Here is a 26,378-nt window from a genome sequence, read left to right as displayed (position 1 = left end):
GGTGGAGGATCAGGTCACTCGGCGAGATCCACCCACACCAGGCGGTGGTCGCTGCCATCGATGATCGCGGCATCCGGCGTGCCCGGCGCCGGCCAGAACACGCCGCTGTCGACGGCGCGGAAGCCCGTCGAGGGCAGCACGTAATCCAGCCGCAACGGTCCGACCCGCGCGCCGAAATCGCCGGTGGCATGCGCGACCGCGCCGCGCCGTCCGGGCTTGTCGGCACCTGCGGCGTAGGCAGCGCCATCGCCACGCGGCGTGGCCATGCGCAGCACCCGCGGATGCGCCAGCAGTTCGACGATCGCCTCGTGGCGGCCGTCGCCGTCGGCGGGATCGTTGTTGAGGTCGCCAAGGATGGCAAAGCGCGCGCCCTCGGCCAGTCCGCCGCAGCGCCCCTGGTCATCGCATAGCCAGTCCGCGTTGCCCGCCGAAAGGTATTCGCTCCACAGCCGGATCTCGTCGTGGTTGCGCGCGCTGTTGCGGCGCTCGGCGCCGTCGAACACCGGCGGGGTGGGGTGCGAGGCCAGCACGTGCACCACGCCCAGCGGCGTGCGCACCGGCACGTCCCAGTGCGATTTCGACGACAGCCGCAGCTGGTTCCAGATTGCGTCCGCGTGCCACGGCGCGCCTGTCGCGGGATCTATCGGCCGCGCCGCCCTGGGCATCGCGCTCCAGCGCAGCAGCTGGAACGTGCGCGCCGCGGCCGTGTCGATCGGATGCATCGACAGCAGCAGCATGCCGTACTGGCCCGGGTGCAGGCCGTAGCCCCAGGCATCGTTGCCGCGCTCGCGCCGCGCCGCCGGGGTCTCGCCGGGTGCCGCCGCCGCGGCGCCGACGGTGCCGCTGCGGTCGAGGTCCAGGCCGCTGGGCACGCCGGTGTTGACAGGCGCGAAATAGCGGTACGGATAGCGCAGCGCCTCGCCGCCGCCGGCCTGCGGCTGACCGAGGTATTCGCGCTGGAACAGGTCGGCTGCGCGGCCCTCGGGGTCGTGGTCGAACTCGTTGAGCAGCACGATGTCCGGGCGCACGCGCTGCAGGACCGCGGCCACCTTGCGCGCGTTGGCGTCGCCGGCCGCGAGCCGCCGCTGCAGGCCGCCGGCCTCGTCGGAATACAGCGAGGCGTTGTAGCTGGCGATGCGCAGGGTGTCGGGTTGGGTCATGGCCTGTCCGGGGTCGCCGTGGACGTTCACGCGCACGCAGCCGGCAAGCAGCGCGCAGCACAGCAGCATCGCCCAGCGGCGCGTGGCGGCGCGCCTGCTCATGCGCCGCCCTCCTGGCGTGGAAAGGGCTGCCAGCTGCGGCCGTCGAAGCGTTCGAGGGGTTGGAACCTGCGCTTGTAATCCATCTTGCGGTGTCCCTGGATCCAATAGCCGAGGTAGAGGTGGCGACGCGCGTCACGGCGCGCCCAGTCCAGCTGGTGCAGGACCGCCAGCGTACCCAGGCCGCGCGCGGCCTCGTCGGGATCGTAGAAGGTGTAGACCGCCGACAGCGCATCATCGACCAGGTCGGTGACCGCCACGGCGACCAGGCGATGGTCGATGCGCAGTTCCAGGAAGCGCCCATCGGACCAGCTGCCGACCAGGAACTGGTCGAACTCCGCCTTGCCGTGCGCGTCCATGCCGCCGCCGGCATGGCGGCCGGTGAGGTAGCGGCGGTACAGCGCGAAGCGTTCGTCGGTTTCGCCAGGCGTGGTGATGCGCGCCTCGACATCGGCGTTGCGCGCCCTGCACCGACGCTGGCTGCGGTCGGGCCTGAAATCCGCGACCGGGATGCGCACCGCGACGCAGGCGTGGCAGCCGTGGCAGTGCGGGCGGTACACCAGGTCGCCGGAGCGGCGAAATCCGCGTTCCAGCGCGCGCGGATAGGCGGCTGGCAGGCGCGGGTCGCCCGGGTCGAGCACGAGGTCGCGCGCCTCGCGTTCGGGCCAGTAGCCGCAGGCATGCTCCGCGGTGTGGAACAGGCGCATGGCGCCCTGCTCAGCCATGGCGGCGGGCAATTCGCGGTGGCACGTGGCGGGCGCGGTGCATGCGCACAGGATAGCGCCGCGTGTCGCAGGTGCTGCGAACCGACCGCCGGCTGAACGTGTTGGCCGCGGCGTCAACCCGGCGGCGCGGTGGGCGTTGACCGGTGCACATGCAGCAATGTCGCTGCGCAAAGGAGTCACGCATGAAGCGTCATGCCCTGTTTCTCGCCACCGCACTCTCCGTCGCCGCGCTCGGCGCGGCGTCCGTCGCCAGCGCGCAGGCTGACGCCCCCGCGCGCGTTACCCAGTCGCAGGCCGGGGCTGCGCAGCCTGCGCTCGCCGGCGAGCGTCCGCAGCGCCACGGCCAGGGCCACCACGGCCGTCGCGGCCATGGCGCCGGCATGATGGGCTTCGGCGGCGGCATCGAGCGCTTCGACAGCGATGCCGACGGCCGTGTCAGCCGCGCCGAGTTCGACGCCGGCCGGGCCGCCCACACGGCCGCCCGCGAGGCGCGCGCCGCGGCGAAGCCGGACGCCGGCAAGGCCGGCGCACCACGTCGCGGGTCGCGCCATGCGGGCCATGACGGTGTCACGCAGCCGGCCGGCAAGCCGCACGGTGCGCGCATGGCGATCGATTTCGACGCCATCGACACCAACAAGGACGGCCATGTCGTGCGCAGCGAGGCGATGGCGCACGGCGAGCGCATGCAGGCGCAGATGCGCAGCGAGCGCGAGCGCCGCTTCACCGCGTCGTTCACCGCCGCCGATCTCAACAAGGACGGCAAGCTGAGCCGGGTGGAAGTGGACGAGAAGATGCCGCGCCTGGCGAAGCGCTTCGCGTGGATGGACGACAACCGCGACGGCTTCCTGGGCAAGGCGGAGCTCGAGGCCGGCGCGCGCCGCTGATCCAATGACGGGGTGGCGCCGGGACCCCCGGCGCCGGTGGCCCGCGCTGCAAGGCGCGGGCCATTTTTTTTGCTCGGCCTTGGCACCGGTTCGCTGCGGTACGCGGTGGTTGCAGCGGCACACCCCGCGATCCGGTGCATTGCTCTCCGGTACTGGCAGCCAGCGCAGAGCCCCGCAGTGGCCGAGAGGCCTTCGCGGGGAAGTCAAGGAGGAGGCATCCGACGCAGGCGGATGCCGGGGGACATGAGCCGCGAAGGCCTCCCGGCCACGACCGGGCGCTCCGGGTCAATCTTTTCTCTCAGCCGTGCAGGAACAGCAGCACGATGCCGCCGATGATCGCGATGTTGCTTACCAGCACGCCGCTGTAGCCGAAGGTCAGGCGATAGCCGAGCTGGCGCCATTTGGCGCCGCCCGGATGGCGTTGCGCGTCGCGTCGCAGCAGTGGTGCCATGGTCTTCTGGACGGGGCCGAGCAACTGGTAGTTCAGCACTGCTATCGCCGCCAGCGCGAGCGCCGAAGCCGGCACCCTGCTTTCGAACGCGAAGGCCGCGACCAGGGTGACCGCCACCGCAGCAAGCGAGGTCCACAGATAGCTGTGGTAGACGCGGATGACTTCTTCGCGTTCCGCGTCGTTTTCCGCATAACCGAGCAGCATGCGCCGGCACAACCAGGCGGTGATCAGCGTGGCCAGCAGGCCACCGCCGAGTGCCCCGGCCGTGCCGAGCACGCTCTTGCCGAGCAGGCCGCCGACCACCGCCGGTGCCGCCTTGGCGAAGCCCGCCGCAGCCGCCGGACGTGCCACCCCCAGCATCGCCACCACGCCGACGGCGAACGCCGTGCCCGGCGCGCTGCCACGCGCGAACTCGCTGAAGCGGCCGATCAGGTCGCCGCGCACGCTCTTGCGCGCCCGCGACAGGCGCTTGCGCACGGCGGCATCGGACAGGCCCAGCAGCGACGCCACCTGGCGCGAGTTCTGCCCTTCGCGGTAGTACAACAGCAGGACTTCGCGGCTTTCCTCGGGCAATTCGGAAATCAGGTCGGCGGCAAGCTGTTCGCGCTCGGCGTCGAGCAGGCGCTCGTCGGGCAGCGCCGACGGGTCGGCGGCATGCGCGATGGCGAGCTCCGCGGCCTCGCCATGCACGTTGCGATGGCGCAGGCTGCGCAGGTGGTCGTAGGCCAGGTTGCGGGTGATCTGGCGCAGCCACGGCAGGAAGCTGGCGGCGTTCTGCAGCCGCTTCAGGTTCTGCCAGGCGGACAGGAACGCTTCCTGCGCAATGTCCTCGCTGGCGGTCACGTCGCGGGTGATCGCCAGCGCCACCGCGGTCACGGTGTTCTGGCTGGCGACGATGATCCGGCCGTAGGCGTGTTCGCAGCCGTTCGCGGCGGCCGGAAGGTCGCGGTGGATGAGGGCGTCGATCGCTGAGGTGGGCATCGGGCGGCTCGTGGCGGCACATCGGGGCCGCGTCAATGGTACCGGGACGCGTGCAGGCCGCCGGATGTGACCGGCGGCGACTCAGGGCGCGTCGACCCGCCGCCAGGCGTTGCCGTCGCGCCGCACCGCCAGCTCGCGCGCCGGCTCGCCGGCCACCGCCAGCTGCACGCTGCCGGTGCCGGAGCCGTCGGTGCGGTAGTCGCGTACCTCGATCCGCGTGCGGTCCGCTTCTTCGCAGCGTGCCGAGGACGCGGGAACCACGTCCAGGCCGTCGGCCGCCAAGGTGGCGATCAGCCCGGCTGGCGGGTCGGCGGCGTCGATCGCGAGGCAGGCACGCTTGGCTGCGCGGTCATCGAGCGCGCTGCGCAACAGGGTCGCGGCCAACAGCGGCGGCGTGGGAACGCCGTGGACCTGCTCCGGAAGCGTGGCGAGCATGTCCAGCCCGGCCGCACCGGCGACATCCGTCGCGGTGGGTGCGGACGCGCGTCCGGCGTCGGGCGCAGCCGCGACCACGGGCGCTGGATCGGCCGGCATCGGCTTGTCGCCGCTGTTGAAATTGACGATCACCACCGCCGCGATCACCGCGATCCCCATCAGCAGGCCGTAACGGAGGCGTCCGCCACCGCGCGCGGCGAGTGGGCTGCGGTCGCCGCCGGCGATCGCGGCCGGCGGCAGGAAGCCTTCGGTGCGCGCCGGCGACGCCTGCAGCAGGCCGGCTTCGCGCAACAGCTGCCGCGCTTCGGGCTGCTGGTCGGAGCGCAGCACCCAGACCGCCGGGCGCGGTGCGCTGTCGCTGCCGTCGCGGTAGCTGAAATTGCCGCGGATCGCGCCGCGGTAGGAGCGGCCGTTGCTGATCCGCACCTCGATGCCGGCATCCTCGAGCAGCCTGGCGACCGCCTCGACGTTCTCGATGCGCGGGCTGGAAAACAGCTGGCGCACGGCGTCAGTCCTTGGCCCGCACGGGGCCGGCGCGATCGGCGGCGACCACCCGGATCATGCCTTCCTGCGCGGTGCTGGCGACCAGCCGGCCGCCGCGGTCGTAGATCATGCCGCGCGCCAGGCCGCGCGCGCCCTGCGCGCTGGGACTGTCGAGCGAATACAGCAGCCAGTCGTCGGCGCGGAACGGGCGGTGGAACCACAGCGCGTGGTCGAGGGACGCCATCTGCACGTTCGGCTGGTAGTAGCTGATGCCATGCGGGAAGGTGGCCGTGCCGAGCAGGTGGAAGTCGGACGCATAGGCCAGCAGCGCACGGTGCAGTTCGGGCGCGTCGCCGACCTTCTCCGCCAGCCGGAACCAGACCTGCTGGTAAGGCGGGCGCTTGGGCGGGTTGAGTTCGTCGCGCGGATACACGTGGCGGAATTCGAACGGGCCGCTGCGGTCGAGCCAGCGCCGCACCTTGGTGGACAGGGTGGCCAGCACCGCCTCCGGCACGCCGGGCGCCGGTTCGATGTCGTCGGGGGAGGGCACCTCGGGCATCGACAGCTGGTGCTCGGCGCCGTCCTCGTGCTGCTGGAACGACGCGGCGCAGAAGAAGATCACCTTGCCGTGCTGGATCGCCGTGACCCGGCGCACCGAGAAGCTGCCGCCGTCGCGGGTGCGGTCGACGTCGTAGACGATCGGCGAATCCACGTCGCCGGCGCGCAGGAAGTAGGCATGCAGCGAGTTGGCGTCGCGCGGCTGCTCGAGCGTGGCGTGCGCGGCCGACAGCGCCTGGCCCAGCACCTGGCCGCCGAACACGTACTTGGTGCCGATGTCGCGGCTCTGGCCACGGAACAGGTTGTCCTCCAGGCGTTCCAGGGAGAGCAGGTCGACAAGTTCGGAGGCGGGGGCGGGGGCACTGTTGGGCATCCGCCGATTATACGGGCCGTGGCCCGCGCATCAGGGACGCGGCAGCCGCCGCAACGGGGTGGCGCGCAGGATGCGCGGCCAGGGGAACAGCGGGCCGGGGTCGCGCTTGCGCTGCACGAGGACGCCGGGATCGTCGCTGGCCGCGACCGTATCCGTATCGAGTTCCTCGTGGCCGGCGATCCAGCGCAGCGCGGGCAATGCGTCCACCAGCGCGCCGAGCAGCGCGTCCAGCGCCGCGAGCTGCGCCTCGGGATACGCCTCGTCCATCGCCTGGTGCCGTGAATCCAGCCAGTGCGGCCAGCGCCCGGTGTTGACCAGTTCGATCCCGACCGAACGCGGGTTGTGGCCGCGCACGTGGTGGGCGATGCGCGCGGGATCGACGTAGCGCACGGTGTCGCCATCGCGGTCGATGTACCAGTGGCCGCTGTTGCCGGTGCCCGAGGCCGGATACAGCACGCGCTCGCCGTATGCACGGGCGGTGGCGAGGTCGGGAAGTTCGGTGCAGTGGATCACCGCCAGGTCGACCTGCGACAGCGGGCGTGCGTCCAGCAGGTGCTCGTAGGGCAGGGGGTCCAGGCGCACGTCATGGCCAAGGGGGCAATCGCGGCGATGCTAGCATTCACGCATGTCGCCGCCGATTCCCACCGAACCATGACCGTCCGCGGCCACTGCATCCTCTCGCACGGCTTCGAGAGCGGTCCCGATGCCACCAAGGTCGCCGCCCTCGCCGAGGTCGCGGAGCGCCTGGGCTGGAGCCACGAGCGCCCGGATTACACCGATCTCGACGCGCGCAGCGAATTCGGCCGTCTCGGCGACGTCGCGCAGCGCCTCGCGCGCCTGCAGGCGCTGGCGGAACCGCGCGCGGCGCAGGGGCCGCTGGTGCTGGCGGGTTCGAGCCTGGGTGCGTGGATTTCCGGGCAGGTGTCGCTGCGGGTGCCGGTGCGGGCGCTGTTCCTGATGGCGCCACCGGTGCGCCTGGACGCCGATTACCCGCTGGATGCCGCGCGCGTGCCCACCGCGATCATCCACGGCTGGCACGACGAGCTCATCCCGGCCGCGGATGTCGTCGGCTGGGCCGGCGAACGCCACGATCGCCTGCTGCTGGTCGACGACGGCCATCGCCTGTCCTCGCACGTCGAGGCGTCGGCCGCGCTGTTTTCCGACCTGCTCGCCGCGGTGGCGCCATGAGGTTCTTCGCCAGCTGCGGCAAGGGCCTCGAATACCTGCTCGCCGACGAGCTGGTCGCGCTCGGCTGCACGCACGCCACCGCCACGATGGCCGGCGCGCATGTCGAAGGCAGCCTGGTGGACGCGCAGCGCGCGGTGCTCTGGTCGCGCCTGGCCAGCCGCGTGCTGTGGCCGCTGACCGAGTTCTATTGCGACGACGAGGACACGCTGTACCGCAATGTCGTGGCACTGCCGTGGGCAGAACATCTCGCACCCGGGCTCACCCTGGCGGTGGACGCGCATGTGTCGGGCACCGGCATCACGCACGCGCGCTTCGCCGCGCAACGGGTCAAGGACGGCGTGGTCGACAGCCTGCGTGCCGACACCGGTGATCGCCCCGACGTCGACCTCGACGCTCCCGACCTGCGCCTGAACCTGGTGGTGCGCAAGGGCCGCGCGGTGCTCTCGGTCGACCTGGGTGGCGGACCGATGCACCGCCGCGGCTGGCGCCGCGCGCAGGGCGAGGCACCACTCAAGGAAACCCTGGCCGCGGCGGTCCTGATGCGCGGCCGATGGCCGCAGGTGTATGCCGAGGGCGGCGCCCTGCTGGATCCGATGTGCGGCAGCGGCACGCTGCTGGTGGAGGGCGCGGCGATGGCCGCCGACGTCGCGCCGGGCCTGATGCGCCACGGCGATGCGCCGCCGTCGCGCTGGAGCGGGTTCGATGCGGGCGCCTGGGCAAGCCTGCGCACCGAGGCACTCGAGCGCGAGCGTGCCGGCCGCGGCGCGCTGCGCCAGGTGTTCTTCGGCAGCGACTACGATCCCGCGGCACTGCGCGCCGCGCGCGAGAACGCCACGGCCGCCGGGTTCCGCGACGCCATCGCCTTCGACGAACGCCAGGTCGCGGCGCTGCGGCCGATGGCGCAGCCGCGCGGGCTGGTGGTCTGCAACCCGCCCTACGACGCGCGCCTGTTCGCGGATGCCCAGCTGTACCGCACGCTCGGTGACAGCCTGCGCCGGGTCGTGCCGGGCTGGCGCGCCAGCCTGCTGTGCGGCAGCGCCGATCTCGCCCGCGCCACCAAGCTGCGCGCGCAGAAGGTCTACCAGCTGTTCAACGGCGCGCTGGAATGCAGCCTGCTGGTCAGCGACCCGGTGCTGCCGCCAGTGCGCGAGGACGCCACGCCGCGCGCGCTGACGCCGGGTGCGCAGATGCTTGCCAACCGCCTGCGCAAGAACCTGCGCGCGCTGAAGTCATGGCGGGCCCGCGAGGACGTGGCCTGCTTCCGCGCCTACGACGCCGACCTGCCCGAGTACGCCGTGGCGGTCGATGTCTATACCGAGGCCGACGACCCGGATGCCACCTGGCTTCACGTGCAGGAATACGCCGCACCGGCCGACATCCCCGAGGCCGACGTGCGTCGCCGCTTCGGCGAGGTGCTGGCCGCGGCGCGCGAAGTCTTCGGCGTGCCGCGCGAGCGCGTGGCCACCAAGGTGCGGGCGCGCGGCAAGGGCGGCAGCAAGTACGCCGACGGCTTCGACCGCCGCGGCGAGTTCCTGCAGGTGCGCGAGGGCGCGGCGCGGCTGCGCGTCAACCTGTTCGACTACCTCGACACCGGCCTGTTCCTCGACCACCGGCCACTGCGCCGCCGCCTGTACCAGGAGGCGCGCGGCAAGCATTTTCTCAACCTGTTCTGCTACACCGGCGCGGCCACCGTGCAGGCGGCGGTCGGCGGCGCGGCCAGCACCACCAGCGTCGACCTGTCGGCCACGTACCTGCAGTGGGCCGCCGACAACCTGCGCGGCAACAGCGTCGACGGTCGTCCGCTGGGTGGCAGCCGCCACCGCATGGTGCAGGCCGACGCGGTCGCCTGGCTGGAGGCCGACGACGGGTATTACGACCTGGTGTTCTGCGACCCGCCGACGTTCTCCAACTCCGCGCGCGCCGACGACTTCGACATGCAGGCCCAGCACGTGCGCCTGCTGCGGGCCGCGGTCGATCGCCTGTCGGACGACGGTGTCCTGTACTTCTCGAACAACTACCGGCGTTTCCGTCTCGATTACGTGGCGGTAGCCGAGTTCGCCGAGTGCGAGGACATCAGTGCCGCGACCATCCCCCAGGACTTCGCGCGCAATCCGCGCATCCATCGCGCCTGGCGGCTGCGGCGGCGCGCCTAGGACGGAGTGATCCGCGCGGCTGGCGGGCGACGCTGGCCCCGCCGCCGGGGCATCGGGCCGGTGTGCGGAGCCGCGGGACCGCAGCGTTGCAACAGCGGTGCTGTGATGCACGCGCGCCGCCCCGATGATGTGTGCAGACACATCCAGGAACCACGCCATGTCCCCGGCCACCCCTTTCGATTCCACCCGCATCGTCCGCAAGGTGCGCGGTCGCGCGGCGTCCGACGGCGCCGGCGTGAAGCTCACGCGCGTGATCGGCAGCCCCGAACTTGCCGATCTCGATCCGTTCCTGCTGCTCGACGAGTTCGGCACCGACCGGCCCGAGGACTACCTCGCCGGCTTCCCGGACCATCCGCATCGCGGCTTCGAGACCGTCACCTACATGCTCGACGGGCGCATGCGCCATCGCGACAACCACGGCAACGAAGGCTTGCTGGTGCCCGGCAGCGTGCAGTGGATGACCGCCGGCCGCGGCCTTGTGCACTCGGAGATGCCCGAGCAGCAGGAAGGCCGCATGCGCGGCTTCCAGTTGTGGGTGAACCTGCCGGCGAAGGACAAGATGACCGCGCCGCGCTACCAGGAGTTCGCACCCGAGCGGATCCCGCTGGTGGCGGTGGCCGAGGGCGTGGAGGTGCGTGTGGTGGCCGGTGAAGTCGCGGGTGCCGATGGCGTGCGCGTCCGTGGCCCGATCGAGCAGCCGGCGACCGATCCGATGTACCTCGATGCGTCGCTCGCGCCGGGCGCGCCCTGGGAACACCGCCTGCCGGAAGGCCACAATGCCTTCGCCTACGTGTTCGAGGGTGATGCGATGTTCGGCAATGGCGACGAGGCGCGCCAGCTCGTCGCGCACGAGCTCGGCATCCTCGGCGGCGGCGACCTGCTGCGCGTGCAGGCCGGCACGGCGGGTGCGCGCCTGCTGCTGGTGTCCGGCCGCCCACTGCGCGAGCCGGTCGCCCGCCACGGGCCGTTCGTGATGAACACCCGAGCGGAGCTGATGCAGGCCTTCGTGGACCTGCAGGAAGGCCGCTTCTGACAATGCGCCGGGCGGCGGATGGTCGCCGCCCGGCGCAGATGCTCAGGGCGTGCCGGTGCTCGGCATGTCGTCGCGGCCGAGCCAACCGTACAGGCCGCCGCCGATGATCGCGCCGACGATCGGCGCCACGGCGGACCACGCGCGGTCCGCCACGTGTTTGCGCCTTGTCAACGCGCGCGGACGGGGATCAGTTGCTGGAGACGAGCACGTCGCCGAAGTGCAGCGACTCGGCCACCGACATCGCCTGCGACATCTCCTGGTCGCTGCCGGCGCGCAGCGAGATGTGCGCGACCTGGTCGCGACCCAGTTCGACGATCGTCTCCCTGACCTTGACGCCGGTCGTGTCGGCCAGTTCGCCGCGATACCACCATGTCGGCTGACCGTCGATCATGGTCTCGTTCACGCGATCGCCGCGCCGCGGCTTGAAAGGCGCTTCGGCGCTGAGCATCACCGCCAGCACCTGGCCGCCGTCGCTGGCGCGGATCGCCTTGCAGAAGGTGTAGCCCCTGCCGTCGAGTTTTTCCCAGGCCAGGCCGCTGTCGGCGGGCAGGGCCGGACAGCCGCCGCCGGACTGCGATTGCGCGTGCACGGCGCCGGATATCATCAGGCAGGCCGAAGCCAGCAGGATCGTTTTCATTGTGTGGTCCCCCCCGGGCAGCGCAGGACAAGGCGCTGGCGTCTTGATACTCCCTTGTGGGGACCTGTCATTTTGTGACCTGCGTCACTGTTCGGGCAGGGGAATGAACTCGTTGTCACCCTCGATCTCACCGAAACGCCCCGCCAGCCAGTCGGCCTTGGCCTGTTCGATGCGTTCCCTGGACGACGACACGAAGTTCCACCAGACGTGCCGACGGCCGTCGAGCGGGGTGCCACCGAGGAGCATCGCCTTCAACGGCGTCCTGGCGCGCAGCACCGCGGCGCTGCCGGCCTCCGGCAGTACCAGGTGGCGCGCGGGGATGTCGACGCCGTCGAGCTGCGCCTCGCCTTCCAGGATGTAGAGCGCGCGCTCCGGCTGGTCGGCGGCGATGCGCAGCTCCGCGTCCGGCGCGAGATCGATCGCGACGTTGAGGATCTCGCTGAACACGCGTACCGGCGATACCTCGCCCCAGGCCCGGCCGGCGATCACCCGCAGCCGTGCGCCGGGCAGCGTGATCGTGGGCAGGGTGGCCGCGGCGTGGTGGTGGAATTCCGGAGCGGTCTCTTCGTCCGGCTTCGGCAGCGCCACCCAGGTCTGCATGCCGTGGATCGGGTGGGAGGACTGGCGCACCGCGCGTGGCGTGCGCTCGGAATGGGCGATGCCGCGACCGGCGGTCATCCAGTTGACGTCACCGGGGAGGATGTCCTGGTTGCAGCCGAGCGTGTCGCGATGGTTGATGGTGCCCGACCACAGGTAGGTCACCGTGGCCAGCCCGATGTGCGGGTGCGGGCGCACGTCGAGCCCGGCGCCGCGTTCGAAGACGGCGGGCCCCATGTGGTCTGCGAACACGAACGGCCCGACGCTGCGCGCTTCGATCGTCGGAATCGCGCGCCGTACGGCGAACCCGCCACCGAGATCGTGTTCACGCGGACGGATGACGAGGGTCATGCTGTGCCTCCATGGCGGTCGACGGGTGCCAGCATCGCAGGTTGCCGGGGCGCCGGCGGCACCTTGCGGTGCAACGCAGCGTACGCGCGTCAGCTGCGCGCGTGCCGCGCCACCAGCTGGGCGGCAAGCCGGTCGGGTTCGGGCTGCCGGTGCGTGGTGGTGAAACGCACCACGAGGTCGGCGGCCGAGGCCATGGCCACGCGGTGCCCGGGCGAGACGACCAGTGGCGCGCTGCCCGGCTTGCTGCGCAACAGCCAGCCGATCTGCGGGCCGCGGGCCTGGCTGCGCAGGGCGGTGTAGGCGCCACGCGTCTGGTGCGGATCCGGGCCGCCGCCGGCGACGATGGTGTCGGCCACGCCGATGCAGGGCAGGTCGGCGCCCACGCCGAAACGCGTGGCGATGCCCGCGTGGCCTGGACGGGCACCGCCATGGCCATGGACGAATGCGAGATCCGGTGCGCGCGGCAGCGCCTTGAGCGCGGCAAGCAGGGCGGGCAGCGTGTCGAAGGACGCGGGGTCCGCGCCGTCCGGCAGCGCGAGGCTGACAACTTCGCACGCCAGCAGCGCCAGCGTGTCGGCGTCCAGCAGTACCGCGGCCGCGTGCACGGTGGCGCCATCGGGGTCGACGCTGGCATGGAATCCGGCCACGGTGCGCAGCGGCTTGTGGAAGCGGTCACGCAGTTCCAGCTCCGCGCCCATCAGAACGACCCGGTGCGCAGGCGCGGACGGCCATCGGCATCGTGGTCGATGTCGTAGCGGCCGCCGTAGGTGGCGTCGTCGATGGGATCCACCTGGCAGTCGCAGAGCGCGGCGACGATCGCCGGCACGGTGTTGCTGTGGCCGACCACCAGCACCGTGCCGTGGCGGTGCGCGTCGCGCAGCATCGCCGCCAGTTGCGGGGCGGGCAGCGCGGCATCGTATTCGCGGGGTTGCAGCCCGTGCGCCTGCGCCGTGGCCAGCGCGGTCTGGCGCGTGCGTGCGAACGGGCTGGTCCAGGCCGCGACCAGGGGTGTGTCTCGCAACTGCACCGCCAGGGCGCGCGCACGGACCTCGCCGGTGGCGGAGAGGGCAGGGTCGCGCGAGTCATCCACCTTTTCCGCATGGCGCACCACGATGAAGGCGAGCGGTGCGCTCGCGCCGGAAGCCGCGCGCGCATCGACGACGTCGGCCCCCGCGCAGGCGACCAGCAGGCACGCCGCGGCGACAAGGACCAGGGCGACGGCAAGGCCGCGGCCACGGCCAGGCAACAGGGAAAACACGGAGGGCAACGGCATGGCGGGACAGCGACCTGCGGACGGGCCAGGCCGGCAGCATACGCGCCGTGGGCGTCAGGCGATGCCGCAGGCGTTCCGCGGCCCCTGCCGCGCGGGTTCCAGCCGTCAGGCGCCTTCGATGCCGCGTGCCACGCCGTCCAGGGCGTCGGACAGCGTCGCCAGTCGCGCTGGCGTGCCGACGTCGGTCCAGCGCCCGTGGTGGTGTTCGCCGGTGATCGCGCCGCGCGCCATCGCCGCGCGCAGCAGGGGGGCGAGCTTGAAGCGCGGTGGCGCATCGCCCGCTCCCGGCGCGTCGCCGATGACGGCCCGCCAGGCGGCCAGCAACGAGGGCCGGTACACGCCGATGCCGGCGAAGGTCAGCGCCCCGCTGCCGCCGGGCGTGAGCAGCCCGCCAGCGGCCAGCGCGAAGTCGCCGCCGGGGTGGTGGGCCGGGTTGTCGACCAGCACCAAGTGGGCCTCGCCCGCGGGTGATTCGGGCAGGCGCGCAAAGTCGTGGTCGCACCAGATGTCGCCGTTGACGGCGATGAACGGCGCGTCGCCCAGCAGCGGCAGCGCGTGCAGCATGCCGCCGCCGGTTTCCAGCGGCACCGCGCCCTCGTAGGCGTACGCGATGCGCAGGCCCCACCGCGCGCCATCGCCGAGCACTTCCGCGAAACGCGGCGCCAGCCACGAGGTGTTGATGACGACCTCGCGCACGCCGGCGGCGGCCAGTTTTTCCAGGTGCCAGGCGACCAGCGGCTTGCCGCCGGCGGCGAGCAGCGGCTTGGGCATGGTGTCGGTCAGCGGCCGCATGCGCTCGCCGAGGCCAGCGCACAGCAGCAGGGCCTTCATCGCGTGCCGCTCATGGCTGCGTGGCAGCCGCCAGCGCCGGACGCACGTGGCGATCGAGCACGCCTGACAGCGGCGCGAGTTCCGGATACCGAGGTACCACGTCGTCAAGGTAGGCGAGAAAGCGCGGCGCGTCGGCGATGTACTTCGGCTTGCCGTCGCGATGCTTCAGCCGCGCGAAGATGCCGAGCACCTTCAGGTGCCGCTGCACGCCGATCAGGTCGGCATCGCGGCGGAACTGCGCCAGCGCGGCTGGCACCGGCACGCCGGCGGCGCGCGCGCGGGCGTGGTAGCCGGCCAGCCAGGCGTCCACGCGCGCGGCCGGCCAGCTCAGGAACGCATCCTTGAACAGGCTGATCGCGTCGTACGCCACCGGGCCCGCCACCGCGTCCTGGAAATCCAGCACCGCCGGGCCACCCGCGACCGGCATCAGGTTGCGCGGCATGAAATCGCGGTGCACCAGCACCTGCGGCTGTCCCAGCGCGCTGGCGATGAGCGTGCGGTAGACGCTGTCGAGTGCCTGGTGGTCGTCGTCGCCCAGTGCCGCGCCGAGGTGGCGGGCCAGGAACCATGCGTCGAACAGGCGCAGCTCGCGCTGCAGCAGCGCCTCGTCGTAGCGCGGCAGGTCGGCCGGCGCCGGGATCGCCTGCAGCCTGAGCAGTTGCCCGATGGCGGCGTCGAAATGCGCATCGGCATTGCCGGCGTCGACCACCTGCAGCAGGGTGTCCATGCCGAGGTCCTCGAGGAGCAGGAAGCCTTGTCCGGTATCGCGCGCGAGTACCGCCGGAACGCGCACGCCGCCTCCGGCCAGCAGCGCCAGCACGCGCAGCCACGGCCGCACGTCTTCCTTGTCGGGCGGCGAGTCCATGACGATGGTGGTCGCGCCGTCGGTGCCGGTCGCGCGCCAGTAGCTGCGGAAGCCGGCATCGGTGGACGCGCGCGCAAGCCGCAGGGCGTGATCGCCGCTTGCCGTGCGCGCCCAGTCCAGGCGCGCCTGCGCGCGAAGGTCGTCGGGATCAGGGGTCATGCGGGCTCGTCGGCGTCCAGGCGGCGGGGGCCCACAGGGTAAACTCCGCGCTTCCAGTCCGACAGCATGTGAATCGAGGCGAGATGACCCAGCTGCAACCCGTGCTCCTGTCCGGTGGTTCCGGGACGCGACTCTGGCCGCTGTCGCGCGAGGCCTATCCCAAGCAGTTCCTGGCGCTGGCCGGCGAGCACACCATGCTGCAGGACACCTGGCTGCGGGTCGCGCCGCTCGCCAGCCGCGCGCCGATCGTGGTCGCCAACGAGGAGCACCGCTTCCTCGCCGCCGAGCAGCTGCGCCTGGTGGGCATGGCCGATGCCGCGATCATGCTCGAGCCGGTCGGGCGCAACACCGCGCCGGCAATCGCCGCCGCCGCGCTGCAGGCCGGCGAAGCCGGCGACGACCCGCTGCTGCTGGTGCTGCCCTCAGACCATGTGGTGCGCGATGCGGACGCGTTCCGCGCCGCGGTACAGGCCGCCATGCCGGCCGCCGAAGCCGGTGCGCTGGTCACGTTCGGCATCGTGCCCGACGCGCCGGAAACCGGCTTCGGCTACATCCACGCCGAAGCCGGCGACGGCGTGCGCCAGGTGCGGCGCTTCGTCGAGAAGCCCGATGCCGCCACCGCGCAGCAGTACCTGGACGCGGGCGGCTACTACTGGAACAGCGGCATGTTCCTGTTCCGCGCCTCGCGCTATCTCGAAGAGCTGGGCCGGTTCCGCCCCGACATCCTCGCGGCCGTGCGCAAGGCGTTCGCCGGTGCTGCCCGTGATGGTGACTTCGTGCGCCTCGACAAGGACGCGTTCGCCGCCAGCCCGTCGGACTCGATCGACTACGCGGTGTTCGAGAACACCGACCGCGCGATGGTGCTGCCGGTCGACATCGGCTGGAACGACGTCGGCTCGTGGTCGGCGCTGTGGCAGGTGAGCGAGCAGGATGCCGACGGCAATGCCGGCCATGGCGATGTCATCGCCGTCGACAGCCGCAACAGCTACGCCTATGCGCGGCGGCTGGTGGCGCTGGTCGGCGTGGACGACCTGGTGGTGGTGGAGACCGATGACGCGGTGCTGGTGGCGCACAAGGACCGCGTGCAGCAGGTCAAGGACGTGGTGGCGTTGCTCAAGGCGGAGCAGCGCAGCCACGCCGTGCTGCACCGCGAGGTGCACCGGCCCTGGGGCAGCTACGACTCGATCGACCAGGACGCGGGGTTCCAGGTCAAGCGCATCAAGGTCAAGCCCGGCGGCCGGCTGTCGCTGCAGTCGCACACGCGCCGCGCCGAACACTGGATCGTGGTCCGCGGCACCGCGCGCGTGACCCGCGACAACGACGTGTTCGAGCTGCACGCCAACCAGTCGACCTATATCCCGCTGGGCGCCAAGCACCGGCTCGAAAACCCGGGCACGGAGATGCTCGAACTGATCGAGGTGCAGTCCGGCGACTACCTGGGCGAGGACGACATCGTCCGCTACGAGGACGTGTACGGGCGCTCATGAGCACGGCAAGCCACGACCGCGACCTCGACCGCCTCGAGGCCGAAAGCCTGCATATCCTGCGCGAGGTCGCGGCCCAGTGCCGCAACCCGGTGATGCTGTACTCGATAGGAAAGGACAGCTCGGTGCTGCTGCACCTGCTGCTGAAGGCGTTCGCGCCGGCGCGGCCATCGATCCCGCTGCTGCACGTGGACACCACCTGGAAGTTCCGCGAGATGATCGCGTTCCGCGACCGGCGCGTCGCCGACACCGGCGTGGAGTTGCGCGTGCACGTGAACCCCGACGGCCTGCGCGACGGCATCGGCCCGCAGAGCCATGGGGCCAGCCGCCACACCGAGGTGATGAAGACCCTGGCACTGAAGCAGGCGCTGGCCGCCGGCGGCTATGACGCCGCGATCGGCGGCGCACGCCGCGACGAGGAGAAATCGCGCGCCAAGGAGCGCGTGTTCTCGTTCCGCGACGCCAACCAGCGCTGGGATCCGCGCCGCCAGCGCCCGGAGGTGTGGGACCTGTACAACGCACGCGTCGGGCCGGGCGAGAGCATGCGCGTGTTCCCGCTGTCCAACTGGACCGAGATCGATGTCTGGCGCTACATCCGCCGCGAGGCAATCCCGGTGGTGTCGCTGTACTTCGCCGCCGATCGCCCGATGGTGGAACGCGACGGCGCGCTGCTGATGGTCGACGACGAGCGCTTCGTGCTCGCGCCCGGCGAGCAGCCGGTGATGCGCCGCGTGCGCTTCCGCACGCTCGGCTGCTATCCGTTGACCGGCGCCGTGGAGTCCAACGCCGGCGACCTCGACGCGATCATCGCCGAGATGGAGGCGGGCACCCAGTCCGAGCGCGCCGGGCGGCTGATCGACCACGCCGACGGGGATTCGATGGAAAAGAAGAAGCGCGAGGGCTATTTCTGATGGCGCGCGACATCCTGTGCATCGTCGCCTGCGGCAGCGTCGACGACGGCAAGAGCACGCTGATCGGACGCCTGCTGGCCGAAGCCGGGCGCGTGCCCGATGACGAACGCGCCGCACTGGCGCGGGCCAGCGCGACGCACGGCACCCGCGGCGACGACATCGACTACGCGCTGCTGCTCGATGGCCTGGACGCCGAGCGCGAGCAGGGCATCACCATCGACGTCGCCTGGCGGCACCTGGAAACCCCGCGCCGCCGCTTCCTGATCGCCGACTGCCCCGGGCACGTGCAGTACACGCGCAACATGGCCACCGGCGCCTCGCGCGCGGACCTCGCCATCGTGCTGGTCGACGCCACCCGTGGCCTGCTGCCGCAGACCATGCGCCACACCGCGATCGCGGCGCTGTTCGGCATCCGCCGCGTGCTGCTCGCGGTCAACAAGATGGACCGCGTCGGCCACGACCGCGCGGTGTTCGACGCGATCGAGGCCGCGTACCGCGCGCACGCGGCGAAGCTCGGCATCACCGGCGTCACCGCGATCCCGCTGGCCGCCGCGAGCGGCGAGAACGTCGCGACGCACGCGGCCACCATGCCCTGGTACGACGGCCCCACGGTGCTCGAGCACCTGCACGCTGTCGACGTGCCGGAACGCGGCGCGCAGCTGCCGGCGCGGCTCCCGCTGCAACTGGTCGTGCGCGGTGACGCCGGTGAGCGCTGGGTCGCCGGCACGCTGGCGTCCGGCACATTGCGCGTCGGCGATGCGCTGCAGGTCCAGCCCGCGGGTGTCGCGGCGACGGTCGCCGCCCTGCATCGCGCCGGCGTCGAGGCGGACACCGCGCACGCCGGCGACGCCATCTCCGTTCGCCTGACCGAGGATGTGGATGCCGCGCGCGGCGACGTGCTCGCCGCGGCCGCCGCGCCGCTCGCGGTCAGCGACCAGTTCGGCGCCGACCTGCTGTGGTTCGACGCGTCCCCGCTGCTGCCGGGCCGCCGCTACCTGGTCAAGCTCGGCACCCGCGTGCTGGGCGCGCGAATCGGCGAGATCAGGCACCTGCTCGATCCCGAGTCGCTGCAGCCGCTGGCCGCCAAACGCCTGCAGGCCAACGACATCGGTGAGGTGACGCTGTCGTTGGACGCGATGGCCGCGTTCGCGCCTTACGCAAACGAACCCGTGCTGGGCGCCTTTGTCGTGGCCGACCCGCTCACCAACGCCACGGTCGGTGCGGGCATGATCCGCCACGGCCTGCGCCGCGCCGACAACATCCACTGGCAGTGGCTGGACGTGGATCGCGACGCGCGCGCCGCGATCAAGGGCCAGCGGCCACGCTGCGTGTGGTTCACGGGCCTGTCGGGCGCCGGCAAGTCGACCATCGCCAACCTGGTGGAACGCGGCCTGCTGGCACGCGGCCTGCACACCTACCTGCTCGACGGCGACAACGTGCGCCATGGCCTCAACCGCAACCTCGGCTTCACCGACGAGGATCGCGTGGAAAACCTGCGCCGCGTGGCGCACGTGGCCAAGCTCATGACCGATGCCGGCCTGATCGTGCTGGTCAGCTTCATTTCGCCGTTCCGCTCCGAGCGCCGGTCGGCGCGCGAGCTGTTCGACGCCGGCGAGTTCATCGAGGTGTTCGTCGACACCCCGCTGGCCGAGGCCGAGCGCCGAGACGTGAAGGGCCTGTATGCCAAGGCGCGCCGCGGCGAACTGCCGCATTTCACCGGCATCGACTCGGCGTACGAGCCGCCGGACCATGCCGAGCTGGTGCTCGACACGACGGCCGAGCCGCCGGAACGCCTGGCCGAGCGGGTGATCGCGATGCTGCTGGACTGACATGAAAAAAGCCGGGCCCATGCCCGGCTTTCTTCGTCATGCCTGTTCCCGTGCGTCAGCGCCTGCGGCGCTTTCCGTTGATCATTTCCGCGATGAACAGCAGGATCACCGCGCCGATCAGCGAGGCGATGAAACCGACTTTCTCGCTTTCCCCATACCAGCCCAGCATGCGGCCAACCCAGCCGGCGAGCAGCGCGCCGACGATGCCCAGCACGATGGTCAGGATGATGCCGATGTTCTGCTTGCCGGGCTTGATCAGGCGCGCGAGCACGCCAACGACCAGGCCGACGAGGATGATCCACAGCCAGCTGTCGCCGCCGAATACACCGTCCATGAGCTCCCCTTACTTGATGGATGAATGGCGAGCTTGGCAGGGCCGGCGCCAGTGCGCCAGCCCTGCCACGCGGCTCAGCAGCAGCCGTGGTCGCCGTGGCGCGTGCCGCTGTCGGCGACCGCCGCACCGCCGCTGGTCTCGCCACGCGCGCTGGCGGCCTGGTGTTCGGCGATCACCCGCGCAACGCAGGCGGTGACGCGCTTGCCCATCTCGATATGCAGGAACTCGTTGGGGCCGTGGGCATTGGAGTGCGGGCCGAGCACGCCGGTGATCATGAACTGCGCTCCAGGGAACTTCTCCCCGAGCATGCCCATGAACGGGATCGAGCCGCCTTCGCCCATGTACATCGCCGGACGCTTGAAGAACGCCTGGCTGGCGGCATCGATCGCGCGCTCGAGCCACGGCGCCATCGCCGGCGCGTTCCAGCCCGTCGACGCCTTCTCGAGGTCAAGCGTCACCTCGGCGCCGTTCGGCGGGTCGCGCAGCAGCGCTTCCTGCAGAAGTTCGCCGGCGCGCTTGCCGTCGAGTGTCGGCGGCAGGCGCAACGACAGCTTCACCGCGGTGTGCGGGCGCAGCACGTTGCCGGCCGAGGCCAGCGGCGGCATGCCGTCGACGCCGGTCACCGACAGTGCCGGCCGCCAGGTGCGGTTGAGCACCAGTTCGGTGAGGTCGTCGTTCATCGGCGTCATGCCGGGCAGGAACGGGAACTTGTCGAACACCGCGGTATCCAGCACCTCGGCGCACATCTTCGCCTGCGCCAGCCGGTCGGCGGGGATCTCCGCGTGCAGGCCGTCGAGCAGGATGCGGCCGGTGTCTTCGTCCTCGATGCGCGACAACAGCTGGCGCAGCAGGCGGAAGCTGGATGGCACCACGCCGGAGGCGTCGCCGGAATGCACGCCTTCGTCGAGCACCTTGACCGAGAAGTTGCCGCCGGCCAGGCCGCGCAGCGAAGTGGTGCACCACAGCTGGTCGTAGTTGCCGCAGCCGGAATCCAGGCAGACCACCAGCGACGGCTGGCCGATGCGCTCGGCGAGATGATCGACGTAGGCGGGCAGGTCGTAGCTGCCGGACTCCTCGCAGGCCTCGATCAGGATCACGCAGCGCGCGTGCGGGATCTTCTGCTCGTGCAGGGCGAGGATCGCGGTCAGCGAACCATAGATCGCGTAGCCGTCGTCGGCGCCGCCGCGGCCATAGAGCTTGCCGTCGCGCAGCACCGGCTTCCAGGGGCCGAGGTCGTCGTCCCAGCCGGTCATTTCGGGCTGCTTGTCCAGGTGGCCGTAGAGCAGCACGCAGTCGTCGTCGCGGCCGCCGTGGGCGGCCGGGATCTCGATGAAGATCAGCGGCGTGCGGCCTTCCAGGCGCACCACCTCGAGCTGCATGCCGGGGATGTCCTGGCGGCGTGCCCAGCCTTCCATCAGCTTGACCGCGTCGTCCATGAAACCGTTCTTCACCCAGTCGGTGTCGAACATCGGCGACTTGTTGGGGATGCGGATGTACTCGACGAGCTGGGGGACGATCTCGTCATCCCACTTGGCGGAGACATGGCGCTCGACGAGCGTGGGGTCGAACCTGCTGGCGTCCATTTCGGGCCTTGCGGTGGAAAACCACGATTCTACTCCCGCGCGCCGGGTGGGACTTTCCGCACGCCACGGCGGGCTGCCGCCCGGCAGCCGCGCGTGCCCGCGGGCGATGGGAATGGACGTCCGCCGCCCCCGACACTGGCGCTGCCGGTGCCAGGAAGGCCCGGCGGAACGGATTCCAACACCCAAGGAGAACGCCATGATCCTGCTGAAAAACGTGCTTGCACCGGTGCTGCTGTCGCTGCTGCTGGCCGGCGGTGCCCTCGCGAGCGACAAGGTGAACATCAACACCGCCGACGCCGCCACCATCGAACGCGTGCTGGTCAACATCGGCATGGCCAAGGCCGAGGCCATCGTCGCCCACCGCAAGGCGCACGGCGCGTTCAAGAGCGCGGACGAACTCGCCAACGTCAAGGGCGTGGGCCTGAAGACCATCGAGAAGAACCGCGACCGCATCGTGGTGGCGGGTGGCGCGGCGGCCAAGCCGGCGGCCGCGGCCGCCAAGCCCGCGGCCTCTGCCAGGCCGGCCGCGGCGAAGCCGGCTGCCGCGCAGCGCTGAGCCGCGGGGCAGCACCGGCCGCATCGCAGGGAGGCGATGTGGCGGCGGCGGGGACTCCCACGCCCCGCCGGCAGGCGCCTGCCTGCATGCGTTCCGCCACCCGGCCGCAGGGACGCGCGCCGGGCGGCGGCCAGTACCGGCGCTGCGCTCTACACTGCGCGGATGCAGCCTCCAGCAGCACACGCGCGGCATCTTCCCGCCAACGAATACCGCCGCGTGCGCTGGCACAACGGCGGCGGCTGGACGCGGGAGATCCATGCCGAGGGGCGTGGAGGCGGCGCGCCCGGCGAGGACTGGGACTGGCGCTTGTCGATCGCCGAGATCACCGCAGACGGCGACTTCTCGCGCCTGGCGGGGGTCGAGCGCGAACAGGTGCTGCTGTCCGGCGACGGGCTGCAGCTGCGGTTCGACGGCAACGAGTCCGGCGCGCACGCGCTGCTGCCGCCACATGGCCGCTTGCGCTTCTCCGGCGGGCGCGCGGCGCACTGCAAGCTGGTTGGCATGCGCGCGGAGGTCTTCAACCTGATGTGGCGCCCGCAGGCGGTGGCCGCGCAGTTGTGGCATCGGCCGCTGGTGGGCGCCATGGTGGTGTTCGTCGATCCGGGCACGTGCTGGGCGGCGTACCTGGTGGCCGGCCAGGCGACGGTCTCCGGCAGCGTGGCGTCGCCGCTGCGGCTGGCCATGGGCGACACCGTCCTGCTCGGCGCAGGCGCGCAGCGCTGCCGGCATGTGCTGGACGGTGGCGGCGAGGTGTTGCTGGTGCGGTTGGAGCCGGCCGCCGACGCTCAGTAGACGTCGCGGCGATAGCGTCCGTCGGCAAGCATGGCGTCCACGCCGGCGCGGCCGATGACGTCGCGCAACACGCCATCCACCCCGGGTGCCATGCCGCGCAGGCTGCCGCAGACGTACACCGCGGCACCTTCGTCGACCCACGCGCGCAGCCGCGCGGCCTGGGCCCGCAGCGCATCCTGCACATGGCCGTCATGCACACCGGCGCGCCCATCCGCCGGCGCGCCTGCCGGCAGCGTGGCCGTGGCGCCGGTGCTGTCGCGCGAGAACGCCAGGTCGAGGCGCGCCAGCTCGCCTGCGGCGAGCCACGCGGCGATCCGGTCGCCGAAGTGGAAATCGCGATCGGCGTGGCGTTCGCCGAACAGCAGCCAGTTGCGCCGTGCGCCGGCGGCGATGCGCTCGGCAAGATGCGCACGCAGTCCGGCGATGCCGGTGCCGTTGCCGATCAACAGCATCGGGCGCTGCGTGTCGGGGCCGTGGAAGTTGCGGTTGGCGCGGATCCGCAGCGCGACCGGGCCACCGACCGCGACGTGGTCGCAGAGCCAGCCGCTGCCGATGCCGGGCGTGCCGTCGGGGCGCAGCATCCGCCGCAGCAGCAGGCGCATGTCGCCTTCGGAGGGGATCGAGGCGATCGAGTATTCGCGAGGCGGGAGTGGCTGCAGCACGGCCGCCAGCGCGGCGGCGGCGAGGCCGGACGCGGCGGCTGGATCGGGCAGGTGCGAGCGGCCCAGCACGTCGGCAAGCGACGCCGTGCCGGCCGCATCCGCCATCCCGGCGCTGTCCGCCACGCCCGGGGTCTCCGGCACGCGCACCTGCGTCGCGGGGTCGAGTCGCAGCTGCGCCAGCAGGGCGGTGACCGCCGCGGGCGACTGGCGCGGCCCGATTTCGGCGATGTCGCCGGCGCGCCACGACGCCGCCGCGCCGGCGGGCGGCGCGAGCCGGAGTTCGTACACGCCCGCGCCCCCGCTCCCGGAATTGAGTTCGACGCGCCCGGCCAGGGTCCAGGCCGGGTATTCGGCCGGCGCCCAGTCCGGGAGCCCGGTGGCCTCGGTGGCGACACCCAGGTGGTGCTGCCAGTGGCGCAGCGCGGCGGGATCGCCGTTGTCGACTTCGACCAGGTCGAACAGGGCCTCGCCACCGGCATCGCGCAGCCAGCGCTCCAGCTGGTGCCCGAACCCGCAGTAGTGGTGATAGCTGCGATCGCCCAGTGCGAGCACGGCGTACTGCAGGCCTGGCAAGAGCGTCCCCGGGCGCATGACGTCGCGGACGAAGGCCAGCGCGGGATCCGGCGGGTCGCCTTCGCCGGTGGTGCTGGCGATGAACAGTACGCGCCGCGCCGCCGCCAGCATCGCCAGGTCGACCTGCGCCAGTCCGCGCAGCCGCGCGCGCTGGCCGGCGCTGCGCAGGGCGGCCGTCGTGCGAGCCGCGACGTCCTCCGCATATCCCGTCTGGCTGGCGTGCAGCACCAGCCAGTCGCTGTCGCCCGCGTTTTCCCCGGACGCGGCATCGGCGGCCTCGCGCGGGCGCGCCGCGCGGCGCGCGCGCCACAGGATTCCCGCGCTGCCGGTAACCCAGGCCACGGCCACGAGTGCGGCCAACCAGCTGCGTGCCGGGGGCGGCGCCGCGATCCACCAGCGGTCGCCGTGCAGCGGCAGCAGCGCCGCCGCGATGCCGGCCAATGCGAACAGCGCAAGCCAGTTGCCGACGCGGGCACGGTCGCGCGGCGCGGCCCGTGCAGCCCGCGATTCGCCTGGCGCACTCACCCTGCGAGCGCTGCGTGGAAGCTGTCGGTCGCGTGGACGCGCACCGCGGTGCCGCCGACGGCACCGGCGTGGCAGGCGACATCGGCGGCGGACCGATCGCCAGCGCGGACGACGAAGCGCGCGGCGATGCCGCGCGCCTGTGCGAACTCGAAGCCGGCCTCGGCACCCATCACCGTCAGCGCGGTCGCCCAGGCGTCGGCATGCAGGGCGTCATCGGCCAGTACGGTGACCGCGGCCGGTGCATGCGCCACCGGCGCACCGCTGCGCGGATCGATGCTGTGGGCGAACACGCGACCGTCGTGCGCGAAGCGATGCCAGTGGTCGCCCGACGTGGCGACGGCGCGGCCGTCGAGCGCGAGCACGCAGGGCGATACGGCGGCGCGGTCGTCGCCACCGTCGCCTTCGTCAGGCCAGGCTTCGACCAGTACGCGCCAGGGACTGCCATCGGGCTTGCGGCCATACCCGTACAGCTCGCCGCCGACCTCGACCAACGCGGCGCGGACACCCTGCGCGCGCAGCCACGCGGCGACCGCGTCCACGCCATGCCCCTTCGCAATGCCCGACAGGTCGAGCGCCACGCCGCCGGGTTGCAGCGCGCGCTGGCCGGCGCCGTCCAGCGTGACGCGCTGCCAGCCGACGCGTGCACGCGCGGCAGCGACCGCGGCAGCCTCCGGGATGCGACCGGCGCCGCCCGCCGGGCCGAAGCCCCACAGGTCGACCAGCGGTGCGACGGTTGGATCACAGGCGCCGTCGCTGGCTTCGGCGACGCGCAGCGATGCGCGCAGCACGTCGAAAAACGGCTGCGGCAGCGTCTGCCAGCTGCCGGCCGGCGCACGGTTGTAGCGGCACAGGTCCGAGCCGGATTCCCAGCTGCTCATCTGCGCCACCACCCGGTCGAGCGTTGCCTGGATGCCCGCGTGCAGGGGATGGAGGTCGGCAGCGCCCGCCGCCGCCAGGCTGACCTGCCAGCGCGTGCCCATGCTCTCGCCGCCCAGCGCGTGGACCACCAGGCCCGACGCGGGTGCGGCCACGGTGCCCGCGACCGTCATTACTGCGGCAGCACTTCCAGCGTGGCCACATAGCCGAGGCGGCGCGCGCCGGCCTGCGGGAGGCTCGGCTTGTCGTCCTGCAGCGAGGTTTCCAGCCAGTACATGCCGGCCTGCGGCCAGGTGACCGCGAACTCGCCGTTGGCGTCGGTGGTCACCAGGATCTCTTCCTGCGCGTTGCGGTAGCGCGTGCCGCCGCGGGTGATCTCGAACTCGATGCCGGCGGCCGGCTCGCCGTCGGCCAGCATGCGGAAGCGCGCCTCTTCACCGGCGAACAGGTCGTTGGGGTGGGTGATGGCGACGAGCTCGAGGCCTTCGTTCGACGGCTGCAGCGCGGTGTCGTTGGGCGAGCCGTTGGTAACGAAGGTTTCCACGCGGTTCACGGTCTGCGTGACCTTCAACTCCGCAGCGTCCTTCGGTACTTCGGCGGCGAAGCTCGCGGCGTTGCCGCGCCAGCGCCTGGGCTTGCCGGCTTCCTGCCAGCTCGCGGTGAGGCCCGCGTTGACCACGGCGATGCGGTACGTGCCCTGCTGCGTGAGTTCCAGGTCGAACACGCTGCGGTACTTGCCGGTGGCCGGGTTCTGCGCCTCCGCGCGGCTGCCGTCAGGCGCGGTGATCGCGAGGTTCTCGGTGCGCAACGGCACGTGGTTGAAATAAAACAGGTCGTTGGAGACCGCGGCGTCGACGGTGATCCACGGGTTGGTGCCGGCGATCACCGTCTGCGACGGCTGCAGCCACGCCTTGTGGGCGTGGGCGGTGAGCGGCAGGGCGGCGGCGAGCGCGAGGGCAAGCGCGAGGGTGTTCTTCATCGGGACGGTCTCCGGGATGTCGGCAATGGGGTCGGGTG

General features: G+C 72.0%; 26 protein-coding genes. 9 read left to right on the top strand and 17 right to left on the bottom strand.

The window, feature by feature from the left end; all coding sequences use genetic code 11:
- Positions 1 to 14: 14 nt before the first annotated feature.
- Both H5368_RS06680 and H5368_RS06675 read right to left on the bottom strand, forming a co-directional pair.
- Entirely contained in the window at positions 15 to 1,262 is a 1,248-nt protein-coding gene (locus tag H5368_RS06680) for an endonuclease/exonuclease/phosphatase family protein (protein WP_255486374.1), read from the bottom strand.
- Positions 1,259 to 1,984 carry an arginyltransferase gene (locus tag H5368_RS06675; protein WP_182822603.1) on the bottom strand — a complete coding sequence of 242 codons (726 nt, stop codon included), beginning with the start codon at positions 1,982 to 1,984 and terminating at the stop codon, positions 1,259 to 1,261. Before H5368_RS06675 ends, H5368_RS06680 begins: the two co-directional genes overlap by 4 nt.
- A gap of 182 nt (positions 1,985 to 2,166) precedes the next feature.
- On the opposite strand from H5368_RS06675, the gene H5368_RS06670 reads away from it, so the two are divergent.
- On the top strand, positions 2,167 to 2,868 hold the full coding sequence (locus H5368_RS06670) for a hypothetical protein (RefSeq protein ID WP_182822602.1): 702 nt from the start codon (positions 2,167 to 2,169) through the stop codon (positions 2,866 to 2,868).
- Positions 2,869 to 3,166: 298 nt separating this feature from the next.
- On the opposite strand, the gene H5368_RS06665 is transcribed toward H5368_RS06670, so the two are convergent.
- The 4 genes from H5368_RS06665 to H5368_RS06650 all read right to left on the bottom strand — a co-directional run bounded on the left by H5368_RS06665 (position 3,167) and on the right by H5368_RS06650 (position 6,731).
- Positions 3,167 to 4,300, bottom strand: a complete 1,134-nt coding sequence (locus tag H5368_RS06665) for a sigma-70 family RNA polymerase sigma factor (protein ID WP_182822600.1) — start codon at positions 4,298 to 4,300, stop codon at positions 3,167 to 3,169.
- Positions 4,301 to 4,381: 81 nt separating this feature from the next.
- Entirely contained in the window at positions 4,382 to 5,239 is an 858-nt protein-coding gene (locus tag H5368_RS06660; RefSeq protein WP_182822598.1) for a DUF2007 domain-containing protein, read from the bottom strand.
- Between the two features lie 4 nt (positions 5,240 to 5,243).
- Positions 5,244 to 6,149 carry an acyl-CoA thioesterase II gene (tesB, locus tag H5368_RS06655; RefSeq protein WP_182822597.1) on the bottom strand — a complete coding sequence of 302 codons (906 nt, stop codon included), beginning with the start codon at positions 6,147 to 6,149 and terminating at the stop codon, positions 5,244 to 5,246.
- 30 nt (positions 6,150 to 6,179) lie between these two features.
- Complete coding sequence (locus tag H5368_RS06650) at positions 6,180 to 6,731, bottom strand: N-acetylmuramoyl-L-alanine amidase (RefSeq protein ID WP_182822595.1); 552 nt, start codon at positions 6,729 to 6,731, stop codon at positions 6,180 to 6,182.
- A 69-nt stretch (positions 6,732 to 6,800) separates the two neighbouring features.
- Here H5368_RS06650 and H5368_RS06645 point away from each other — a divergent pair, with 69 nt between their 5' ends.
- The 3 genes from H5368_RS06645 to H5368_RS06635 all read left to right on the top strand — a co-directional run bounded on the left by H5368_RS06645 (position 6,801) and on the right by H5368_RS06635 (position 10,523).
- A complete protein-coding gene (locus H5368_RS06645) occupies positions 6,801 to 7,337 on the top strand; it encodes a hypothetical protein (RefSeq protein WP_182822593.1) in 537 nt (178 codons plus the stop codon).
- Entirely contained in the window at positions 7,334 to 9,490 is a 2,157-nt protein-coding gene (rlmKL, locus tag H5368_RS06640) for a bifunctional 23S rRNA (guanine(2069)-N(7))-methyltransferase RlmK/23S rRNA (guanine(2445)-N(2))-methyltransferase RlmL (RefSeq protein WP_182822591.1), read from the top strand. The genes H5368_RS06645 and rlmKL overlap by 4 nt, the downstream gene beginning before the upstream one ends.
- Before the next feature lie 157 nt (positions 9,491 to 9,647).
- Positions 9,648 to 10,523 carry a pirin family protein gene (locus H5368_RS06635; protein WP_182822589.1) on the top strand — a complete coding sequence of 292 codons (876 nt, stop codon included), beginning with the start codon at positions 9,648 to 9,650 and terminating at the stop codon, positions 10,521 to 10,523.
- 187 nt (positions 10,524 to 10,710) lie between these two features.
- Here H5368_RS06635 and H5368_RS06630 read toward each other — a convergent pair whose 3' ends face one another.
- From H5368_RS06630 to H5368_RS06605, 6 genes are all read right to left on the bottom strand, one after another.
- The gene (locus H5368_RS06630) at positions 10,711 to 11,160 is read right to left on the bottom strand and encodes a hypothetical protein (RefSeq protein ID WP_182822587.1); all 450 of its coding nucleotides are present in this window, start codon (positions 11,158 to 11,160) and stop codon (positions 10,711 to 10,713) included.
- A gap of 84 nt (positions 11,161 to 11,244) precedes the next feature.
- Entirely contained in the window at positions 11,245 to 12,108 is an 864-nt protein-coding gene (locus H5368_RS06625; RefSeq protein WP_182822585.1) for a pirin family protein, read from the bottom strand.
- Between the two features lie 89 nt (positions 12,109 to 12,197).
- The gene (locus tag H5368_RS06620; protein WP_182822583.1) at positions 12,198 to 12,806 is read right to left on the bottom strand and encodes an endonuclease V; all 609 of its coding nucleotides are present in this window, start codon (positions 12,804 to 12,806) and stop codon (positions 12,198 to 12,200) included.
- Positions 12,806 to 13,381 carry a phosphoglycerate mutase family protein gene (locus H5368_RS06615; protein WP_182822580.1) on the bottom strand — a complete coding sequence of 192 codons (576 nt, stop codon included), beginning with the start codon at positions 13,379 to 13,381 and terminating at the stop codon, positions 12,806 to 12,808. Before H5368_RS06615 ends, H5368_RS06620 begins: the two co-directional genes overlap by 1 nt.
- 105 nt (positions 13,382 to 13,486) lie before the next feature.
- Entirely contained in the window at positions 13,487 to 14,212 is a 726-nt protein-coding gene (murU, locus tag H5368_RS06610) for an N-acetylmuramate alpha-1-phosphate uridylyltransferase MurU (RefSeq protein ID WP_182822578.1), read from the bottom strand.
- 10 nt (positions 14,213 to 14,222) lie between these two features.
- Positions 14,223 to 15,236 carry a phosphotransferase gene (locus H5368_RS06605; RefSeq protein WP_182822576.1) on the bottom strand — a complete coding sequence of 338 codons (1,014 nt, stop codon included), beginning with the start codon at positions 15,234 to 15,236 and terminating at the stop codon, positions 14,223 to 14,225.
- Between the two features lie 83 nt (positions 15,237 to 15,319).
- Between H5368_RS06605 and H5368_RS06600 the strand changes: the two genes are divergently transcribed.
- From H5368_RS06600 to cysC, 3 genes are read left to right on the top strand one after another with little or no spacing between them, the layout of a single operon-like run.
- Complete coding sequence (locus tag H5368_RS06600; RefSeq protein ID WP_182822573.1) at positions 15,320 to 16,723, top strand: mannose-1-phosphate guanylyltransferase/mannose-6-phosphate isomerase; 1,404 nt, start codon at positions 15,320 to 15,322, stop codon at positions 16,721 to 16,723.
- A complete protein-coding gene (cysD, locus tag H5368_RS06595; protein WP_182822571.1) occupies positions 16,720 to 17,631 on the top strand; it encodes a sulfate adenylyltransferase subunit CysD in 912 nt (303 codons plus the stop codon). The genes H5368_RS06600 and cysD overlap by 4 nt, the downstream gene beginning before the upstream one ends.
- Positions 17,631 to 19,460 carry an adenylyl-sulfate kinase gene (gene cysC / locus H5368_RS06590; RefSeq protein ID WP_182822569.1) on the top strand — a complete coding sequence of 610 codons (1,830 nt, stop codon included), beginning with the start codon at positions 17,631 to 17,633 and terminating at the stop codon, positions 19,458 to 19,460. The genes cysD and cysC overlap by 1 nt, the downstream gene beginning before the upstream one ends.
- Positions 19,461 to 19,515: 55 nt before the next feature.
- Here the strand turns inward: cysC and H5368_RS06585 are convergent, their stop codons facing one another.
- Both H5368_RS06585 and H5368_RS06580 read right to left on the bottom strand, forming a co-directional pair.
- Positions 19,516 to 19,794 carry a GlsB/YeaQ/YmgE family stress response membrane protein gene (locus tag H5368_RS06585; RefSeq protein WP_182822567.1) on the bottom strand — a complete coding sequence of 93 codons (279 nt, stop codon included), beginning with the start codon at positions 19,792 to 19,794 and terminating at the stop codon, positions 19,516 to 19,518.
- A 74-nt stretch (positions 19,795 to 19,868) separates the two neighbouring features.
- Positions 19,869 to 21,377 (bottom strand): M20 family metallopeptidase, encoded by a 1,509-nt coding sequence (locus tag H5368_RS06580; RefSeq protein WP_182822566.1) that lies wholly within the window; start codon positions 21,375 to 21,377, stop codon positions 19,869 to 19,871.
- Between the two features lie 196 nt (positions 21,378 to 21,573).
- Between H5368_RS06580 and H5368_RS06575 the strand changes: the two genes are divergently transcribed.
- Together H5368_RS06575 and H5368_RS06570 are read left to right on the top strand one after the other, a co-directional pair.
- The gene (locus H5368_RS06575) at positions 21,574 to 21,933 is read left to right on the top strand and encodes a ComEA family DNA-binding protein (protein WP_182822564.1); all 360 of its coding nucleotides are present in this window, start codon (positions 21,574 to 21,576) and stop codon (positions 21,931 to 21,933) included.
- Between the two features lie 162 nt (positions 21,934 to 22,095).
- Positions 22,096 to 22,725, top strand: coding sequence for a HutD family protein (locus tag H5368_RS06570; RefSeq protein WP_182822562.1), 630 nt, complete (start codon positions 22,096 to 22,098; stop codon positions 22,723 to 22,725).
- Here the strand turns inward: H5368_RS06570 and H5368_RS06565 are convergent.
- From H5368_RS06565 to H5368_RS06555, 3 genes are read right to left on the bottom strand one after another with little or no spacing between them, the layout of a single operon-like run.
- Entirely contained in the window at positions 22,719 to 24,485 is a 1,767-nt protein-coding gene (locus H5368_RS06565) for a sulfite reductase flavoprotein subunit alpha (protein ID WP_182822560.1), read from the bottom strand. The genes H5368_RS06570 and H5368_RS06565 overlap by 7 nt on opposite strands.
- Positions 24,482 to 25,534 (bottom strand): FAD:protein FMN transferase, encoded by a 1,053-nt coding sequence (locus H5368_RS06560; protein ID WP_255486370.1) that lies wholly within the window; start codon positions 25,532 to 25,534, stop codon positions 24,482 to 24,484. The genes H5368_RS06565 and H5368_RS06560 overlap by 4 nt, the downstream gene beginning before the upstream one ends.
- Entirely contained in the window at positions 25,534 to 26,340 is an 807-nt protein-coding gene (locus tag H5368_RS06555; RefSeq protein ID WP_182822558.1) for a DUF4198 domain-containing protein, read from the bottom strand. The genes H5368_RS06560 and H5368_RS06555 overlap by 1 nt, the downstream gene beginning before the upstream one ends.
- Positions 26,341 to 26,378: the final 38 nt, after the last annotated feature.

Source organism: Luteimonas sp. MC1782, assembly GCF_014164605.1.
In the GTDB taxonomy this organism is placed as follows: Bacteria; Pseudomonadota; Gammaproteobacteria; order Xanthomonadales; family Xanthomonadaceae; genus Luteimonas.
Note: the sequence above shows the minus strand (reverse complement) of the source record. Positions and strands in the feature narration are given on the sequence as shown.